The organism is Synechococcus elongatus PCC 6301 (assembly GCF_000010065.1).
In the GTDB taxonomy this organism is placed as follows: domain Bacteria; phylum Cyanobacteriota; class Cyanobacteriia; order Synechococcales; family Synechococcaceae; genus Synechococcus; species Synechococcus elongatus.
In genome coordinates this window covers 521,620-539,157 of sequence record NC_006576.1, presented here as the reverse complement: position 1 = coordinate 539,157, position 17,538 = coordinate 521,620, and the positions used below count along the sequence as shown (strand labels likewise).

General features: G+C 54.6%; 14 protein-coding genes. 8 read left to right on the top strand and 6 right to left on the bottom strand.

Annotated elements, in window-relative coordinates:
- Window positions 1-83 precede the first annotated feature (83 nt).
- The 3 genes from SYC_RS02460 to SYC_RS02450 form a co-directional block, all read right to left on the bottom strand.
- Window positions 84-1,205, bottom strand: a complete 1,122-nt coding sequence (locus SYC_RS02460) for an aldo/keto reductase (RefSeq protein ID WP_011242791.1) — start codon at window positions 1,203-1,205, stop codon at window positions 84-86.
- Between the two features lie 295 nt (window positions 1,206-1,500).
- Window positions 1,501-2,001: a bifunctional nuclease family protein gene (locus SYC_RS02455; protein ID WP_011242790.1), complete on the bottom strand. Its 501-nt coding sequence runs from the start codon at window positions 1,999-2,001 to the stop codon at window positions 1,501-1,503.
- A gap of 123 nt (window positions 2,002-2,124) precedes the next feature.
- The gene (locus SYC_RS02450) at window positions 2,125-2,640 is read right to left on the bottom strand and encodes a P-loop NTPase family protein (protein ID WP_234701793.1); all 516 of its coding nucleotides are present in this window, start codon (window positions 2,638-2,640) and stop codon (window positions 2,125-2,127) included.
- 164 nt (window positions 2,641-2,804) lie between these two features.
- Between SYC_RS02450 and rph the strand changes: the two genes are divergently transcribed.
- The gene (gene rph / locus SYC_RS02445; protein ID WP_011242788.1) at window positions 2,805-3,521 is read left to right on the top strand and encodes a ribonuclease PH; all 717 of its coding nucleotides are present in this window, start codon (window positions 2,805-2,807) and stop codon (window positions 3,519-3,521) included.
- Window positions 3,522-3,610: 89 nt separating this feature from the next.
- On the opposite strand, the gene SYC_RS02440 is transcribed toward rph, so the two are convergent.
- The 3 genes from SYC_RS02440 to SYC_RS02430 all read right to left on the bottom strand — a co-directional run bounded on the left by SYC_RS02440 (window position 3,611) and on the right by SYC_RS02430 (window position 5,351).
- A complete protein-coding gene (locus tag SYC_RS02440) occupies window positions 3,611-3,916 on the bottom strand; it encodes a hypothetical protein (RefSeq protein ID WP_011242787.1) in 306 nt (101 codons plus the stop codon).
- 82 nt (window positions 3,917-3,998) lie between these two features.
- Window positions 3,999-4,787 carry a hypothetical protein gene (locus SYC_RS02435; protein WP_011242786.1) on the bottom strand — a complete coding sequence of 263 codons (789 nt, stop codon included), beginning with the start codon at window positions 4,785-4,787 and terminating at the stop codon, window positions 3,999-4,001.
- A gap of 147 nt (window positions 4,788-4,934) precedes the next feature.
- Window positions 4,935-5,351, bottom strand: a complete 417-nt coding sequence (locus tag SYC_RS02430) for a YbjN domain-containing protein (protein ID WP_011242785.1) — start codon at window positions 5,349-5,351, stop codon at window positions 4,935-4,937.
- Between the two features lie 329 nt (window positions 5,352-5,680).
- Between SYC_RS02430 and SYC_RS02425 the strand changes: the two genes are divergently transcribed.
- From SYC_RS02425 to SYC_RS02390, 7 genes are all read left to right on the top strand, one after another.
- Window positions 5,681-5,992 (top strand): DUF3067 family protein, encoded by a 312-nt coding sequence (locus tag SYC_RS02425; protein WP_041677082.1) that lies wholly within the window; start codon window positions 5,681-5,683, stop codon window positions 5,990-5,992.
- 114 nt (window positions 5,993-6,106) lie between these two features.
- The gene (locus tag SYC_RS02420) at window positions 6,107-7,042 is read left to right on the top strand and encodes a hypothetical protein (protein ID WP_011242783.1); all 936 of its coding nucleotides are present in this window, start codon (window positions 6,107-6,109) and stop codon (window positions 7,040-7,042) included.
- Window positions 7,043-7,051: 9 nt separating this feature from the next.
- Window positions 7,052-9,505: an ATP-dependent DNA helicase RecG gene (recG, locus tag SYC_RS02415; protein WP_011242782.1), complete on the top strand. Its 2,454-nt coding sequence runs from the start codon at window positions 7,052-7,054 to the stop codon at window positions 9,503-9,505.
- Between the two features lie 629 nt (window positions 9,506-10,134).
- Entirely contained in the window at window positions 10,135-11,478 is a 1,344-nt protein-coding gene (locus SYC_RS02405; RefSeq protein WP_011242781.1) for a TrkH family potassium uptake protein, read from the top strand.
- 6 nt (window positions 11,479-11,484) lie between these two features.
- Complete coding sequence (locus SYC_RS02400; protein ID WP_011242780.1) at window positions 11,485-12,186, top strand: potassium channel family protein; 702 nt, start codon at window positions 11,485-11,487, stop codon at window positions 12,184-12,186.
- A gap of 904 nt (window positions 12,187-13,090) precedes the next feature.
- The gene (locus SYC_RS02395; RefSeq protein ID WP_011242779.1) at window positions 13,091-15,871 is read left to right on the top strand and encodes a cation-translocating P-type ATPase; all 2,781 of its coding nucleotides are present in this window, start codon (window positions 13,091-13,093) and stop codon (window positions 15,869-15,871) included.
- 282 nt (window positions 15,872-16,153) lie between these two features.
- Entirely contained in the window at window positions 16,154-17,530 is a 1,377-nt protein-coding gene (locus tag SYC_RS02390) for a glycosyltransferase (RefSeq protein WP_011242778.1), read from the top strand.
- The last annotated feature ends 8 nt before the right edge of the window (window positions 17,531-17,538 follow it).

Sequence of the window (17,538 nt, the reverse complement as noted above, 5' to 3'; positions counted from 1 at the left end):
TAAAGGCACTGGACTCCCGATGAAGCGCGAATCCCCGGACGTCAGTCCGAGGAGTGTCAAGCTGAGTAAGCTGGCGAGCATCACTAATCTCCCCACAAACGCCGCCGAGGAGCGCCTGCTAATCGCTGATCAGCATCGCGCACCAAATCCGCGATCGGCAAGTGATGGGGGCAACGGGGTAGGCAATCGCCACAATCCGTGCAGCGGCTGCCTCGCTGCCCCGGGAACCAATGTCCGGCATTTTCAAACATGCGATATCGATATCGTCCGTAGGCTTGCATGTCGTGGGCGATTGCCAGATTCCGCAGCCGCAGTACCTCAGGAATGTTGATCGCCTCGGGACAGGGCAAACAGGCATAACACTGCTGACAGTAGTCCCTGCCCAGCCGCTGCTGGCGAACTTGTTCCAGTCGCGCGATCGCCTCAGCTTCCTCCAGACTCAGCGGCTGATCCGCATCAACGAAGTCCTGAAGAACCGCTAATTCCTCGGCCTTTGCAGCACCAAAACTGAGGGTTGTAATCCGGCGATCGCTGAGCAGAAATCGATAGTTGAGTGCCAGAGGACTGAAGGGCTGACAGTCCTCGATCAGTTGGGCAGAAGGTTGGTGCAGGAGTCCACCCTTATCGACGGGCGAAATGATGAAAATTCCTAGATTTTTGGCTGCAGCTGCTTCAATGACCGGCGCGTGACGTTGAAACAGCAGGTAGTAATGGAGGCTGACAAAGTCAAACGCATCGGTAGCGATCGCCTCCAGAATCAATTCGCGATCGCCGTGACTGGAAAAGCCCAAATGCTGAAAGACGCCTTCCGCTTGCAGGGTTTGGAGCGCCGGTAATGCAGCGATCGCCTGCTGCAAATGCTCGGGCTGGTTGAGACCATGCAGGGCAAGACAATCGATCGAGTCAATCCCTAAGCGATCACGCGATCGCAACACGGCTTCTACCATCTGCTGGGGGTCGCGATCGGGCAGGATTTTAGTCGTGATGATGACTTGATCACGGGGCAATTGCAGAGAATGCAGGGCTTGCGCCAGATAGGCTTCGCTGGGGCCGTAGGACTGCGCCGTCTCAAAGTGGTTGATGCCAAGCCGCCACGCAGCATCAAGCACAGCCTCCAATTGCGCGGCAGAGTCCAAACAGCGCATCAAGCCGAGGGAAAAGCGCGAGATCAATCGCCCCGTCCGACCATATTGGCGATAGTGCATGGCAGGTTATTGCATTGAGTAGAGAGTTAGGACGTTTCTGTCTGAGCTCATTAGCCTCAAACCTGTGGTCAACACCGGCGAGTTTTACCCGTAGCCATCGTGATCGAGCCGATCAGTCTCATCCGAAATCTTGTTGCATGGGTGTAGGGGTGATTGCGCACCCTCCACGGACAGAGGCTGTTGCACCTACACCAATCCATTAGAACTAGATCGTCCTCACTAGCTTGCAAGCTGCTACGGCAGGATGGAGGACCCGCAGACGATCGCGGCAGCTAGGGAGAGTCAGCTGCCCGTCTCAGTTGCCCCGCTGTGTGCGATGGTGCTGAATCAAATCGGCGGGATTGATCTCCGAAAGGAAGTCCCGGAAGGCTTCTTGCTCGGCTTCATCCGCTTCCTGATCCACTGGAATCGAAGCCTCAGCAATCACCTCTTCCATCGCCCAAATTGTGGCTTGAGTCCGCAACGCAAGGGCGATCGCATCACTCGGTCGCGCATCGAGTTCCTTGACTGCCTCGCCTTGGCGTACCCGCAAGCTGGCATAAAAAGTATTGTTCTGGAGCGAGTGAATGACCACACTCTCCAGCGTCAAATCCCATTGCAGCAGGAGTTCTGCCATCAAATCGTGGGTGAGCGGTCGCGGCGGTGTTTGATTCTCTAGCACCGCTAGGATCGCTTTGGCCTGGTCCTGACTAATCCAGATAGGTAGCGCGCGGCGATCGCTAGAATCGCGCAGCAGCACGATGGGGCTGCGGGTGGCAGCCTCGAGGGCAATGCCGGCCACTTTCATTTCAATCACTTTGGCGGCTCCTGCTTGCTCGCAACAGCAGCGATCGCCCCTCAGAGCAGGATCGCTTAGACCCATTATGGGCAGGCTTTGCCCAGAAGCAGGGTATCCTCGGGTCGCCCATCGATCCGCCACTCAATAGCGACTGCCTCGGCGTAGTTCCGTAATTTGATCGGCGATCGCCAGCAGCGATTCTGACACCCGCGGCCCTGTCAAAATCACATCGACGTGCTGAGGCCGATGGCGCAGCAGCTCTACAACCTCCGCCTCGGCGATCAGGCCAAAGTCAACAGCTAAGGTCAATTCGTCAAGAACCACGAGTTCATAGCGACCGCTATCGATCGCAGCGATCGCAAATCTCCAGAGTTCCTTGAGGGCGATCGCGGAACTCTCATCTACCTGAGGTGTATCGAGGCAGTTCGGCACGCCCAATCGCACCCACTCCAGATTTTGGCCCAGACGAATGGGCTGATCAGGGCCCTGCTGGCAGCCCCCTTTCAAGAACTGGATGACCAGAACGGTGGTGCCTTGTCCGGCCAGGCGGAGTGCCTGGGACATCACGCTCGTGAAGAAGCCACGCTGGCTGGCGGTAAAAATCTGCACCAGTCCCTCGACCGTCGGCAGGGGCTGGCTGGGCTTGGCGGGAGACACCACAGACAGCAAAGACGGTTTGAGCTGAGAGACCATGAGGCGCTCCATACCGGGGAACTGGATTCTAAATATAGCGCTGAAATTCTATTTCAGAAAAACCTGGCACTATTTGTAGTGCTTACTAGCTTGATAGGCTAAAGGAAACCTTCAAAGAGCTGGCCCGCATGGCTTGGATTCGTCCCGATGGTCGCCGCCCCGATCAGTTGCGAGCGATCGCCTTTCAGCGGCGCTTCACCCAATTTCCAGCCGGCTCAGTTCTGGCTCAGTTTGGGCAGACGCAGGTGCTCTGTACTGTGACGATTCAGGCGGGTGTGCCGCGCTGGCTGACGGGCCAAGGGCAGGGTTGGCTGACGGCAGAATATCGCATGTTGCCCGGGGCGACCCCCGATCGCCAGTCGCGGGAATGGCTGAAACTGTCGGGACGCACGCAGGAGATTCAGCGCTTGATTGGCCGGAGTTTACGGGCGGCGATCGACCTGAAAAAGTTGGGTGAGCGTACCCTTCTGATTGACGCCGATGTTCTGCAAGCGGATGCCGGAACGCGCACTACCGCGATCAATGGCAGCTGGGTCGCACTTCAGGATGCGATCGCCCAGTTGATCGCTCAAGGAGAGCTGACGGAGTCCCCGATTCAGCGATCGATTGCAGCCGTTTCCGTGGCCTTGATTGGTGGCGAAGCGTTTCTGGATCCGGACTATCCCGAGGATGTCCAAGCCGACGTGGATTGCAATGTGGTGATGGGCGATCGCGGCGAGCTGATCGAAATTCAAGGTACAGCGGAGGCCAACCCTTTCAGCCGCACGCAGCTCAATCACATTTTGGATCTAGCTGAGCAGGGAATTGCCCAGATTCAAGCGGCTCAGTTAGAGGCTCTGCGCTAGTTGGCGACCATCCCGCAGACTGCTGTAACAAGACTGCTAAGGCCAGCCCCAGCAGACGCCCCAGACAACTCGTCGATGGGATCGTTTGCCTAAGCCTGCCGCTTCGAGGCAGAGAGCAGCGCTTGCCACTCATTTAACGACAGCTCCGAAACTTCCCTGCGGCATACCGCTTCCATCTCGGCGGGCGAAGGGCCGACCTTCTGATATTCCTTCGGTAGATAGTCCTCTTCTGGATCGGCGATCGCGGCAGTTCTCGGCTCCGACTTGGGCTGGGCGATCGCCGGATTCCAGACGAAGGAGTTGAGTACTAAGAAGACCACGACAACGAAACTAATTTGAAAAGGGATGTCTTGGCTGGCAACCAGAGCGATCGTAGGGAGGGGAATCAAGTTCATCTTGGCTTTTCCTGAGGCGATAACAACAGTGTCTTCAAAGCAGCTGTCTGCCGCTGGTTTTCAGTGCGAACATCAAAATCCACTAGAAATGGGCATGGTGATTGAGTTTCAGAGGGATGGCGCTCGGCTGATCGACCCAAGAGATTTTCAAGGGCAGGGCACTCCCGCGAGCACAGGGCGCGAAGGGTGAGACTTGAACCACGCCGAAGCCTGTTCCGAAGCCAATTGCCAACGCAGTGCCCGCCGTCAAAACGGGGCGACTCCAATGCTGGCTGCGGCGCAGGGCAAACCGCAGTTGGGTGTAGGCTCGCTCAAGCTGCTGCAAGGCTTGCTGTTCTTGCTCGAGTTCTGTCCGCGCGATCGCGAGTTTCTGAGCTAAAGTTTCGTTCTGCTCGACCAGCTGCTCCTGCACTTGCTGCAGACGCTGACATTCCTGCTGGGCCTGAGCCAGTTGCACCCGCTCTCGTGCTTGTTCTCGTTGCAGCGCTTCCAGTTCGACCTTGGGATGATTGGCCCGCTGTAGAACTGCCACGCTACGGGGTTTGCTGCCGCAGCCCATTACCTGACGACGGGGGTTGTCGCTCTCCTTCACGTCCGGGCCATCCACGCCCTTCGAGCCCCGCTGCACCTTCACGGTGAACAAGACGCGATCGCCGACCCGGACGCCTGCATCCAGCCAAATGTCACGCAGCTTAAACCACCAGTGATCAGGCGTGATTGGCGTGTCGGTATCTGCCAAGTGCAGGTCTCGAATGCAAATCGTTTCTTGTGAGCCTTTGGTGGAGTGCTCAAAGCGTCCAAAGCGATCGACAACGCCGATGAAGCGATGCACCTGACCGTGAAGGGAATCGAGCGATTTGCGCGGTTTCATGGAGCGTGAGTAAGTTCGATACCCCCGATAATCAACGCTTCAACCCAGAAGTTCATGTTTCTGGCGCGAACAAGGAAAAGACTGCCTCGACCAAAATCCCCTGCAGCCAAAGGACCACAGGGGACTAATAATCAATCGCAATTCAGACTAGGCCACGAGCTCCTCGCCGCAGTCATTAATTGCATCGAGGGGGATGGACAAGAAAAATCGAGTCGCTAAAACCAAGTTCTTCTTGGAGATACCGCCCTTGATGAACAGGTCATGGTCAAACGCCAAGGTGTCGTATGTCGTCAACATGGCTCGGACGAAGCTGTATTTGTCATTGATCCGATTGACAAACTCCAGCCGATCAGCGCGACTCACACCTTCTTCAAATCTAAACACCCGTAGGAAGGTGATTTTTTCTTGATTGTCTGAAATAAAGACTGAACAACCGATGTCCTCATTGATTTTCAGGTCGCCGTCATCATCCCAAGCAGTCTCCATAAATGCGGCATCATAGATTGCCTTGAGGAGATCCTTGGAAACGTTTTCAGAGGTGATTAAATCATTGGTTAGCATCATCGTTGTCTGTACCGAAGGGAAGATTGAATTGCCATGAATTCATTGTGTGGATTGGCAAGCGATCGGTCTTTGACTTCACGCGAACAACAACTTGACTTGTGAGCCGCTCTGCTGCGTCCCAGCCAGACTCTTCGGCTGAGCCCAGCCCGATCGCGTTTCTTTCTCAGAATCGTCAGCAGCCCAGAGACTGTCCGATCGCACAGCTGTCCTAGGTACTGGAGAGTCCGAGAAGGGGACAATTAAAGCGACAGTCTGCCGATCGCCCAGCGATGGTGGCACTGTTCCCTAGCTCACCTGCTGAAGATTTGCTTGCCGAAGGACCCTGCGTAATGACCGGAAAAGGACTGCATCAGCTCTTGCTCGATCGCTGGGGCTATTCCTACGGCCTGCAGCTACGACGTACCCAGGGCAAAATCTTCCTGCAGATTATGTGGAAGTACCTAGAGCAGGCCTCCTTTCCCATGGATGAAGGGGAGTATTTTTCTCACCTAAATGAGGTCGCGAGCTACCTCGTCGCCCTAGGGGCTGCTGAGGCGATCGCCCAAACCATTCGCGAAACCCGCGAAAAACCTCGCTTGGGGAAGGCGGTTAGCATTCCGATTGAATTGGGCGCTCGGGCCAGTGAGTGGTTCCCGGACTGATCAAGGCGATCGTACAGAAAGTCCAGCGAATCGCGGGTCTCCGCCAGTCGCTATTGTGGAGGAATAGTCAGTCTCGCCCGCTGAGGCTGCACCGATCGCCTTAGGAGTGATGCCGTGGTTTCCCTTGAGGAATCCAAAACCATGCTCAGTCAGCAAGCCGAAAAACTGGCTCAACAATTCAGCGCTGTCTATGGCAACTACCTCGCAGCTTTGGCTGCCACCGTGCAAGAGCAGCTGATCCAAGCGGGTTATCAGCTTTGCACGCAGCTTTACCCTGAGCAATTTGTGGCGCTCGATGAAGCGAAACAGCGATCGCTGCAGCAAAATCTCCGTCAGCTTGGAGAAGCAACGGTTGCCAACCTCACGGTCAACCAGCTGCTAGAAGCAGCCAAGAAGCGAGCGATCGCCGAAGCCGAGATTGCTGAACAACTGGCTCAAACGGCCAGTGAGGCTGACTCGAGCTGCAACAGTTCTGAACCCGAGGCAGAAGCCACGGCCACCCAGCTAGCCCCGACTGAGACTGAAACTGAAACGCCCGCCGAACCTGAAAGCAAACCGTTGGAGCTCGACCTCAGCTACCTCCAACAGATTCCGCCGGCCCACCCCGCAGCAATCTACGCTTGGCAGCAATCGCTCAATCGCTCCCTTGTGCGGCAACTGCGCCACACTTCCCGTCAGGCCAACCGTCTGCTCGAAAAAATGGGGATTATCCGCAGCGGCATTCCGCCCCAGATGCTGGAGGCCGCCATCAAAAATGACGGAGCTGAGCAGCAGTCTGGCCCGCCCAATATCTTGATGCTGAACATCACCACGGCGCCTGCAGACGAGAGTGAGGAGGAGGAAAGCACCACAATTCAGCTAGCCGCCATCTACCTGCGGTTGGCAGACTTGGAGTTTGCTGTGCCTGAGCTGCGGTTAGCGCGGCGGCAACTGCGCGACTGCCAGCGCCAGCTCAAGCAATTGGGACGCTTGGTGACGGCTGAAGAACAACGCCAGGCGATCGCTCAAGCGGAAGCCGCTTGGCGGTTTGCTTGGAATCAGGATCGTTGACCTGCAGCTATGACAGCGGCCAGCCCAGCTCCCGATTGGCGTCGCCTGCAACAAGCCTTGGCGATCGAGGCGGAGCAGGGCTTTGGCGATTTGGTTGGGCGACAGGCTCGCTTCAGTGAATTTCTCAGTCAAGCGTTGCAAGAGGCTGCCACCGCGATCGCAGATGAACGCTGGCAGCAATTGGCCCAAGCCTATCAACGCTACGGCGACCTGAGTGCCAGCCAGCGACAACACCTCGTGGCTAATACACGGCGTCAAATTCATGAACAACAGCGGCGCAGTCAAGCCCGCGTCAGTGAAAACTCGCCACCAGTCCGGCGCTTACCCCGCAGTCAATCGCCCGTCGCAACGACCACAGGTCAGATGGCGCTAGATCAGGCGCTGACCTATCTCAAGGGTGTTGGGCCACGCGTTGCTGCGCAACTAGAACGGCTGGAGCTGCGCACCGTTCGCGATCTGCTCCATCACTACCCTCGCAACTACGTCGATTACGCCCGCCAAGTCAATATTCGCGCCCTTGAACCCGGCGAAACTGCTACCTTGATCGGTGCGGTTCAGCGCTGTACCTGCTTCACCAGTCCGCGCAATGCCAAGCTGACGATCTTGGAGCTGGTGGTGCGCGATGGCAGTGGTCAGCTCCGGCTCAGCCGCTTTTTCATGGGAACTCGTTACAGTGGTCGCGGTTGGCAGGAACAACAGCGACGCCTTTACCCACCGGGCACGATGATTGCGGCCTCGGGGTTAGTCAAACGCAGCAAGTACGGCGTCACCCTCGACAACCCAGAGATCGAAGTTCTCGACAGTCCTGACAGCCCGATCGCCTCGCTCAAAGTTGGTCGAATTGTCCCGATCTACCCGCTGACTGAGGGCGTTGCTGCCGACACCCTGCGCCGAGCGATCGTCCAGGCGTTACCGGCTGCAGAGCAACTGCGGGATCCTTTGCCCACCGTGCTGCGCGAGCAACATCAGCTCTTGGTTCTGAATCAAGCGATCGCAGCCATTCACTTCCCCGAAACGCCAGAACTTCTGCAACAGGCTCGCCGGCGACTGGTCTTTGATGAATTTCTCTACCTCCAGCTGGGCTTGTTGCAGCGACGAGCCCGACAACGAGCAGCGGCAGCAGCGGCGGTTTTGGCCCCAACTGGTGAGTTGATTGATCGCTTTTATCAACTCCTGCCCTTTCAACTGACGGGTGCACAACAGCGCGTCGTCAACGACATCCTGACGGACCTGCAGCAACCTTGGCCAATGAATCGGCTCGTGCAAGGTGATGTCGGCTCAGGGAAAACAGTGGTGGCGATCGTCAGTCTGCTTGCGGCGATTCAAGCGGGCTACCAAGGCGCACTGATGGCCCCAACCGAGGTCTTGGCCGAGCAGCACTATCGCAAACTGGTAGATTGGTGCACCCAACTTCATCTGCCGGTGGAGTTATTGACGGGTTCTACACGGGCGGCAAAACGGCGGGAAATTCAGCGATCGCTCGCAACAGGTGAATTACCTTTGCTGGTTGGTACCCATGCTTTGATTCAGGATCCGGTTGACTTCCAGAATCTTGGCCTCGTGGTAATTGATGAGCAGCATCGGTTCGGCGTGGCACAGCGAGCAAAATTGCAGCAAAAAGGCGTCAACCCCCATGTGCTGACGATGACAGCGACGCCAATTCCGCGGACCTTGGCACTGACTTTGCATGGCGATTTGGAAGTTAGCCAAATTGATGAATTACCGCCCGGTCGGCAACCGATTCAAACGACTGCTCTAGGGCCGAGCGATCGCCACCATGCCCATGATTTGATGCGACGGGAAATTGCCCAAGGTCGTCAGGTTTACGTTGTCCTGCCGCTGGTTGAGGAGTCAGAAAAACTCGATCTGCGATCGGCGATCGAAGAATATCAACGCCTCTCCCAAGTCTTTCCAGAATTCCAGATTGGCTTGCTGCACGGACGGATGAGCTCGGCGGAAAAAGATGCTGCGATCGCTGCTTTTCGCGATCGCCAAACCGACATATTGGTTTCAACAACTGTGGTCGAAGTCGGCGTTGATGTCCCCAATGCCACGGTCATGCTAATTGAACATGCTGAGCGATTTGGACTCTCCCAGTTGCACCAATTGCGGGGTCGGGTCGGGCGTGGTGCTGCTCGTTCCTATTGCTTACTGATGAGTGCGTCGCGCAGCGAGACTGCACAACAGCGCCTTAAGGTGATGGAGCAATCCCAAGACGGCTTCTTCATTGCTGAAATGGATTTGCGGCTACGAGGACCTGGACAAGTCTTGGGCACACGCCAGTCTGGCCTACCGGATTTTGCCCTTGCTAGCCTAGTGGAAGATCAAGATGTACTCGATCTGGCTCGAACTACGGCTGAGCAGTTGATTGAGCAAGATCCTGAGCTAACGCGATCGCCTTTACTCAAACAAGAACTCGAGGCTCGCTACCGACGCTTGATGGGTGGCATGATTTTGACCTAACAACAATTGTATGTACAGACTATGGCCTCAGGATCTAGCAGATTCAGAGCTAATCAGTGCATCCGCAAGACATCTAAAACTTTTACGATTAACCCTGGTATGCAAACACCATAAAATAAGAATCAAATGACATCTTAGACCAGAGACAATCGTCTATGTTCAACAGCATCTAAGCAAAAATACTTATCTTGGGGATGGGAACGATAGGCAAATCAGGTCAACGTAAGAAGTTGATTATTAAGTTCAATCGATTGGTAGCAGAGGCTACATCATCACTAAATTTGATCAGAGATTTTAGATCGAGAGTCTATTATTAGATCGATGAATAACGGTTGGACACAATCGGTATTTTTAAGTTTTATTGGCTGTCTACTGATTTCAGATCTTCCGACTTTTTTGAGTCATCATTCTTGGGTGGCGACTGCGATCGCTCTGACCTCACAGATTGGCTGGATGCTGGCTCCTATGATTGCGGAGTGTCTTGCAATTCGCAAGCGTTCTTTCTGAAGCAATCAACTGCTGGCTTCATATTTCTAGTCTCTTGGTTTTACCTGCAAGGGGCAATTGCTCTATCTAGGCTGTGAGGTCTCTTTCGAGGTAGCTTAGACAAGTCCCTGTTTTCGCAATTTATGCAAAGGTCTTGGCGACTGACAGTGCCTAGGACAATTAGTCTAGGTTTTCTGGCAGTTATTTTGGCAGGCACATTTTTGTTGATGTTGCCATGGTCACAATCAAGCGGGCAGTGGGGCGGGTGGCTGCCTGCTCTGTTCACCTCAACTTCTGCAGTCTGTGTAACGGGACTATCGGTTGTTGATGTTGGGACCTACTTTTCTCCCTTTGGTCAATTAGTTCTGATCCTGCTCATTCAAGTCGGTGGATTAGGCTATATGACTGCTACAACTTTTCTGCTGATGCTACTGGGACTGCGCTTTGGTCTACGCGATAAAGTTGCTATTCAGCAGTCTCTCGATCGATCAGGCATGGCTCAAATTCGGCAGGTTCTCAGAGCGATTGCGATCGCAACATTAGCTTGTGAAACTGTTGGAGCGATCGCTCTTTTTACCCCGCTCATGTCACGCCATGAGACATTGATGGGAGCAGCGTGGTCGGCAATCTTCCATAGTGTAAGTGCATTCAACAATGCTGGCTTCAGCATCTATCCTGATAACCTAGTTGGATTTGTCGGATCTCTTCGGGTCAATTGGATCATCGCGATTCTAATTGTTCTTGGAGGGATTGGTTATCCTGTTATTTTAGAAGGCTGGCAGTTGTTAAAAGGCAAACGGCGCTTATCACCTCTTAGCCTGCATTTTCGTTTGGCTATTCTCACTACCTTGGGATTGTTGATAGGAGGTTGGCTCCTGTTTCCTGGTGCTGAACATTTGAATCCCAAAACGTTGGGCCCTCTACCGATTAACGATCCAATGCTCGCGGCTTGGTTTCAAACCGTGACACCCCGTACAGCAGGATTTAACACCATTGATCAAACTCAAATGAGTTTATTTGCACAGATGGTGACGATCGCTCTCATGTTCATAGGTGCAAGTCCTGGTGGGACAGGGGGCGGTGTGAAAACAACGGCTCTAGCTATCTTGATTGGCTGTACAATTTCAGTCCTGCGAGGTCGTGAGTCAGTTCTAATGTTTCAACGGCAAATTCCTCAGAGGATTGTTCAAAAAGCAACAGCAGTCGTGGTTGGCTCTTCCTTTACAATTATTTTGGGAACGCTAATCATGGCAGTTTTTGATCGGGACTTGGAATTTATTCAACTTCTCTTCGAGGCAGTTTCTGCATTTGCAACAGTCGGCCTTGATCTGGGAGTGACAGCGACAGCCAATGCAGGTGTTCAACTCGTTTTAATTGCTTTAATGTACATCGGCAGGGTTGGAATCTTACTACTCATGCAAGCTTTGCTTGGAGATCCCCACCGATCGCGTCTGCGTTATCCCGAAGAAGAATTACTCGTTGGTTAAACCAGAATGACTGTTCAGCAAAGTACTTGGAAATTCTTGCGCCGTCTCTCAAAAGATCGTAAACAGTATGCTGTGATTGGCCTCGGCCGTTTTGGAAGCGCGATTTGTAGAACCTTGCATGAGTTGGGTCATGAAGTTCTAGGCATTGATCACGATCACGAAGTGGTTAATGCAGCACTTGAGTCCGGTGCTCTCTCCCATGGCTTATCTTTGGATACAACCGATTATTCAGCTCTGCAAGAAGCGGGGGTTCTCGAATTTGATGTAGTGATTGTCGCAATTGGAAGCTACATCGAAGCCAGCATCATTACAACGCTCAACCTCAAAGAAGGAAAAGTACCCCACGTTATCTCTAAAGCTTCTACCAGTGTCCATGGCAAGCTGCTAGAGCGCGTCGGCGCGGATCTCGTCATTTTCCCTGAAGATGAAATGGGTGCTCAGCTAGCGCGATCGCTCACTGCTCCCGCCGTCTTAGCCCGCTTTGATCTCTCCCCTGATCACAGTCTGGTTGAAGTTCATGTGCCATCTCCATTTATTGGACAAAGTTTGTCGCAGCTGGCTTTGCGTAGTCGTTACAACGTCACTCTCTTAGCGATTCAGCGCGGTGAAGAGCTAATCGTTAATCCTCACCCAGACACCGAATTAGCTGAGGCAGATGCCTTGATCGTTGTCGGTGAAAATCAAGCACTTAGTCAACTCCCTCAATAGACCTTCGACGACTGGTTTTCAGGGACTAGAGCTGACCGGCGACCCCATGCCTCCTCACAAGACTGCTAAGCTCACCAGTCTGCTATTCAGGAATTCAGGCTGTGGATTGGGCTGCAGGTAAGAATCCTAAAATTGCCATCCTTGGTTGAATCCTACGCGGGGTTCCTGGTCTCATTTTCTCTTTGACCGCTTTGGCAACAGGCTTAATTTCTGCTGTGCAATTTACTGTATTGGTCTTGATGGGTACAACTACTGTTTATTCCTGTGTACTAGCGACTGAGCAGTGTCTAGAGACTGGAGGCCCAAGCAGTGAAATAATCCAAGAGTCTCGAGAGGGCTTAAGTTTTATAAGCTGTTGCTACTAGAGTTGAATAAAAAGATTGTTAGGACTCAGTATTAAGGTCTAGTCTGCCAGGTCAAATGAGCTGAAAAGCCTGAATAACAAGGCCGAGTTTTTCTTTTGAAAAATTTTTATGGCTGGATTAATCTATGCCCCTACTGAAAATTTTTTACGCTGCGCATCATTGGCGGAAATTTCAATTTTCTTTGCATGCAAACACAAGGAAAACCAGTTTTCCAAAAACACTTGATTCCCTAATTTTAATCACTATCTCAATCTAGCACGAATTTTTAGTGCTGATGATCATTTTTGAGGATTATTCGTGGATAATCACAGAGTCAAGGTCTTAGTAGCCATGAGAATACTGGGTTAGCCTCGGCGATCGCAGGATCCTAGTTAACCGCCTCTCGGTTGTCCTTCGGGGTCTTAGTCGGAGATGCTCTGGGCGAAAAAGGCCAATTTCTCACCTGACTCTGCCTCGAAATACTGCTGCCAGAACTCAACTTGATTGCCATAGCTATCGGCAATTGACACTTTTCAGCTGTCTGCTTGTCCTGATCGAAAATGAAGGGTGCTATTGTGTCAGCCTCGTTGACTGATGTTCGCCAGCCGATCGCTCACTGGCATAGTTTGACCGTTGAGGAATGTCATCAACAGCTCGATGCTCATCGAAATGGCTTAACTGCTGAAGTTGCTGCCGATCGCCTAGCGCTGTATGGCCCCAATGAATTGGTGGAGCAAGCAGGCCGCAGCCCATTGCAGATTCTGTGGGACCAGTTCGCCAACATCATGTTGTTGATGCTGCTAGCGGTGGCTGTAGTCTCTGGAGCGCTAGACCTGAGAGATGGCCAATTTCCCAAGGATGCGATCGCAATTTTGGTGATCGCGGTTCTGAATGCGGTGCTGGGTTATCTGCAAGAAAGCCGCGCTGAGAAGGCGTTGGCTGCACTCAAAGGCATGGCGGCTCCTTTGGTTCGGGTGCGGCGCGACAATCGCGATCAGGAAATCCCCGTCGCAGGCTTAGTACCCGGTGATCTGATCCTGTTGGAGGCAGGCGACCAAGTACCGGCAGACGCGCGCTTGGTCGAAAGTGCCAACTTGCAGGTGAAAGAGTCGGCGCTACCTGGCGAGGCCGAAGCGGTGCAGAAGCTGGCGGATCAGCAATTGCCGACCGATGTGGTGATTGGCGATCGCACGAACTGTCTGTTTCAAGGGACGGAAGTCCTGCAGGGCCGTGGTCAGGCTTTGGTCTATGCCACGGGCATGAACACAGAGCTGGGGCGGATTGCGACGTTGCTCCAAAGTGTAGAGAGTGAAAAGACGCCGCTTCAGCAGCGCTTGGACAAGTTGGGCAATGTACTGGTCAGCGGCGCTTTGATCCTGGTGGCGATTGTCGTTGGTTTGGGGGTGCTGAATGGTCAGTCTTGGGAGGATTTGCTCTCCGTTGGCCTGAGCATGGCAGTGGCGATCGTGCCAGAAGGGCTACCCGCTGTGATCACCGTGGCACTGGCGATCGGGACTCAGCGCATGGTGCAACGCGAAAGTTTGATTCGGCGCTTACCCGCCGTGGAAACGCTTGGCTCAGTCACAACCATCTGTTCCGATAAGACCGGCACGCTGACCCAAAACAAGATGGTGGTGCAGCAGATCCATACTCTCGACCACGATTTCACGGTGACGGGCGAGGGCTATGTGCCAGCGGGCCATTTTTTGATTGGGGGTGAAATTATTGTCCCGAACGACTATCGCGACCTGATGCTGTTGTTGGCCGCGGGAGCGGTCTGCAATGATGCAGCGTTGGTGGCCAGCGGCGAGCACTGGAGCATTGTGGGCGATCCCACGGAAGGTTCGCTGCTGACCGTGGCTGCGAAGGCAGGAATTGACCCGGAAGGACTACAGCGGGTGCTACCACGCCAGGATGAGATCCCCTTCACCTCTGAGCGGAAGCGCATGAGTGTGGTGGTGGCTGATCTGGGAGAGACGACCCTAACGATTCGGGAAGGGCAACCCTACGTCCTCTTCGTCAAAGGTTCAGCGGAGCTGATCTTAGAACGCTGTCAGCATTGCTTTGGTAATGCCCAGCTTGAGTCACTCACTGCCGCTACACGCCAGCAGATCTTGGCAGCAGGAGAAGCCATGGCCAGCGCAGGAATGCGCGTTTTGGGGTTTGCCTACCGTCCCTCGGCGATCGCGGATGTGGATGAGGATGCCGAGACAGATCTGACTTGGCTGGGCTTGATGGGTCAGATTGATGCGCCGCGCCCAGAAGTCCGAGAGGCGGTCCAGCGCTGTCGGCAAGCCGGCATTCGCACACTGATGATCACTGGCGATCACCCGCTCACTGCTCAGGCGATCGCCCGGGATTTAGGCATCACGGAAGTGGGCCATCCCGTTCTGACGGGGCAACAACTCTCAGCCATGAATGGGGCTGAACTCGATGCCGCTGTGCGATCGGTGGAAGTTTATGCTCGAGTGGCTCCTGAGCACAAACTGCGGATCGTTGAGTCGCTCCAACGCCAAGGGGAATTTGTTGCCATGACCGGCGACGGCGTCAATGACGCCCCCGCCCTGAAGCAGGCCAATATCGGTGTGGCGATGGGAATTACGGGCACCGATGTCAGCAAAGAAGCCAGCGATATGGTTCTGCTGGACGATAACTTTGCCACTATTGTGGCGGCAGTGGAAGAAGGCCGCATTGTCTACGGCAACATTCGCAAATTTATTAAGTACATTCTCGGCAGCAACATCGGCGAGCTGTTAACGATCGCTAGCGCCCCGCTTTTAGGTTTGGGCGCGGTTCCCCTAACACCCCTGCAAATCCTCTGGATGAACCTGGTCACGGATGGCATTCCCGCTTTGGCTTTGGCAGTTGAGCCCGGCGACCCAACGATCATGCAGCGCCGGCCTCACAATCCGCAAGAGAGTATTTTTGCGCGGGGACTGGGCACTTACATGCTGCGGGTCGGGGTTGTCTTCTCGGCCTTCACGATTGTGCTGATGGTGATTGCTTACCAATACACGCAGGTTCCGTTACCGGGGCTAGATCCGAAGCGCTGGCAAACGATGGTGTTTACGACGTTGTGCTTGGCCCAGATGGGACATGCGATCCCAGTGCGCAGTGATCTCTTAACCATCCAAACACCGATGCGAACGAACCCTTGGCTCTGGCTCTCGGTCATTGTGACGGCGTTGCTCCAGCTTGCTCTGGTTTATGTATCCCCGCTTCAGAAGTTCTTTGGCACCCATAGCCTCAGCCAGCTCGATCTGGCGATTTGTCTGGGCTTCAGTCTCCTGCTCTTTGTGTACCTCGAAGCTGAAAAGTGGGTGCGCCAGCGTCGGTATTGATACCAAACCGATCCGGAACGGAGTTGGATTGAGCGGGTTTACAACCTTGCCTGCTGCTCCCTAGCCTCCCCTCATTGAGTTGGCTCACCGCCCTTTTTGCGCGCTGTTGAAGAGATGGCTTCAGCGATCGCGCGGGGGATCACCGATTGTAAGCAAGATTGCAGTCCAGAACTGGAATGAAGCGCGATCGCCCTCTGGGGTCGACCGCCGAATCAGCGAAGGCTGTGATAAGAACAGAGAGACTTGACGCCTGTTCACTGCTCCCTAGCGGCAACGCTGCCCATGCCTCTCAATTCACCCTTGGATGCGACTGTCACCCCTTCTCCTGTGGCGTTGTCATCTGCTCCCGAGATTGACTACTACCAATACACTGCTGGTCGCCGCCGCAAGGCTGCCGTAGTCTTGGTTGCCGTATGGGGGCTTACTGCTGCCCTGCATCTCAGCCTGTGGGGTGCCCCGATCGTTTGGGCGATCGCCCTGGGGTTGGGCATCCATTTCCTGCGGCTGATGGGTGCCCACCGTCATGCTGAAGTTGTGGCGTTACCCAGCGATCGCCAAGACTGGCCCCAGGTTTCTCTGCTTGTTGCTGCCAAAAACGAGGCCGAAGTCATTGAGCGCTTGGTTCACAACCTTTGTTCCTTGGACTATCCCAGCGATCGCCTCGAGGTTTGGGTGATCGACGATGCCAGCACCGACGCCACGCCCGATCGCTTAGCAGAGCTCCAAAGCCACTATCCCCAACTGCGGGTGCACCAGCGACAGGCGGGCGCTCCCGGTGGTAAATCAGGCGCTCTCAATGAAGTTTGGCCCCAGACCCAGGGTGAGTTCATTGCCGTCTTTGACGCCGATGCCCAAGCTCCAGTAGATCTGCTCCAGCAGGTGCTGCCGCGCTTCCAGCAACCTCAACTAGGAGCCGTGCAGGTCCGCAAAGCGATCGCCAATAGTGGCACCAACTTCTGGACTCGCGGCCAAACCGTCGAAATGATGCTCGATGCTTACCTGCAACAACAGCGGGTCGCGATTGGGGGGATTGGTGAACTGCGCGGAAACGGGCAATTTATCCGGCGAGCCGCCCTCGAGCGCTGCGGCGGCTTCAACGAAGAGACGATTACCGACGATCTTGATTTGGCCTTCCGGCTGCATCTTGATCACTGGTGGATTGACTGTTGCATCCATCCCGCCGTGCAAGAAGAAGGGGTGGTTCGCAGTCTGGCGCTCTGGCATCAGCGGCGTCGCTGGGCCGAAGGGGGCTACCAACGCTACCTCGACTATTGGCCTTGGTTGGTCCGCAACCGTTTAGGACCGCAGCGGAGCGTCGACTTAGCGATTTTCTGGTTGACCCAATACATCCTGCCGACCGCTGCTATTCCTGACTTGGCCTTGGCGCTGATCCTGAAGCGATCGCCCCTCTATGGTCCTTTGGCAGGTCTGACCGTGGGCTTGACGCTGATCAGTCTGTTGCGTGGCATCCGGCAAGCGCGATCGCATGAGGCTCGCAATCCCCTGCCAATCGGACAAAGCCTGTTGGGTGTGATCTACATGCTGCACTGGATTCCAGTGATGGCCTATACCACCATGCGCATGGCCTTCTGGCCTAAACAACTGCGCTGGGTGAAGACGGTTCACGTTGGCGAAACCCACTCGGCCCCAGTTGCCTAGGCACGATC

Coding starts and splice junctions, on each gene's coding strand:
- SYC_RS02460 (WP_011242791.1), bottom strand. CDS start 1,205: ATGCACTATCGCCAATATGGTCGGACGGGGCGATTGATCTCGCGCTTT.
- rph (WP_011242788.1), top strand. CDS start 2,805: ATGGCTTGGATTCGTCCCGATGGTCGCCGCCCCGATCAGTTGCGAGCG.
- SYC_RS02440 (WP_011242787.1), bottom strand. CDS start 3,916: ATGAACTTGATTCCCCTCCCTACGATCGCTCTGGTTGCCAGCCAAGAC.
- SYC_RS02435 (WP_011242786.1), bottom strand. CDS start 4,787: ATGAAACCGCGCAAATCGCTCGATTCCCTTCACGGTCAGGTGCATCGC.
- SYC_RS02430 (WP_011242785.1), bottom strand. CDS start 5,351: ATGATGCTAACCAATGATTTAATCACCTCTGAAAACGTTTCCAAGGAT.
- SYC_RS02425 (WP_041677082.1), top strand. CDS start 5,681: ATGACCGGAAAAGGACTGCATCAGCTCTTGCTCGATCGCTGGGGCTAT.
- recG (WP_011242782.1), top strand. CDS start 7,052: ATGACAGCGGCCAGCCCAGCTCCCGATTGGCGTCGCCTGCAACAAGCC.
- SYC_RS02405 (WP_011242781.1), top strand. CDS start 10,135: ATGCAAAGGTCTTGGCGACTGACAGTGCCTAGGACAATTAGTCTAGGT.
- SYC_RS02400 (WP_011242780.1), top strand. CDS start 11,485: ATGACTGTTCAGCAAAGTACTTGGAAATTCTTGCGCCGTCTCTCAAAA.
- SYC_RS02395 (WP_011242779.1), top strand. CDS start 13,091: ATGAAGGGTGCTATTGTGTCAGCCTCGTTGACTGATGTTCGCCAGCCG.
- SYC_RS02390 (WP_011242778.1), top strand. CDS start 16,154: ATGCCTCTCAATTCACCCTTGGATGCGACTGTCACCCCTTCTCCTGTG.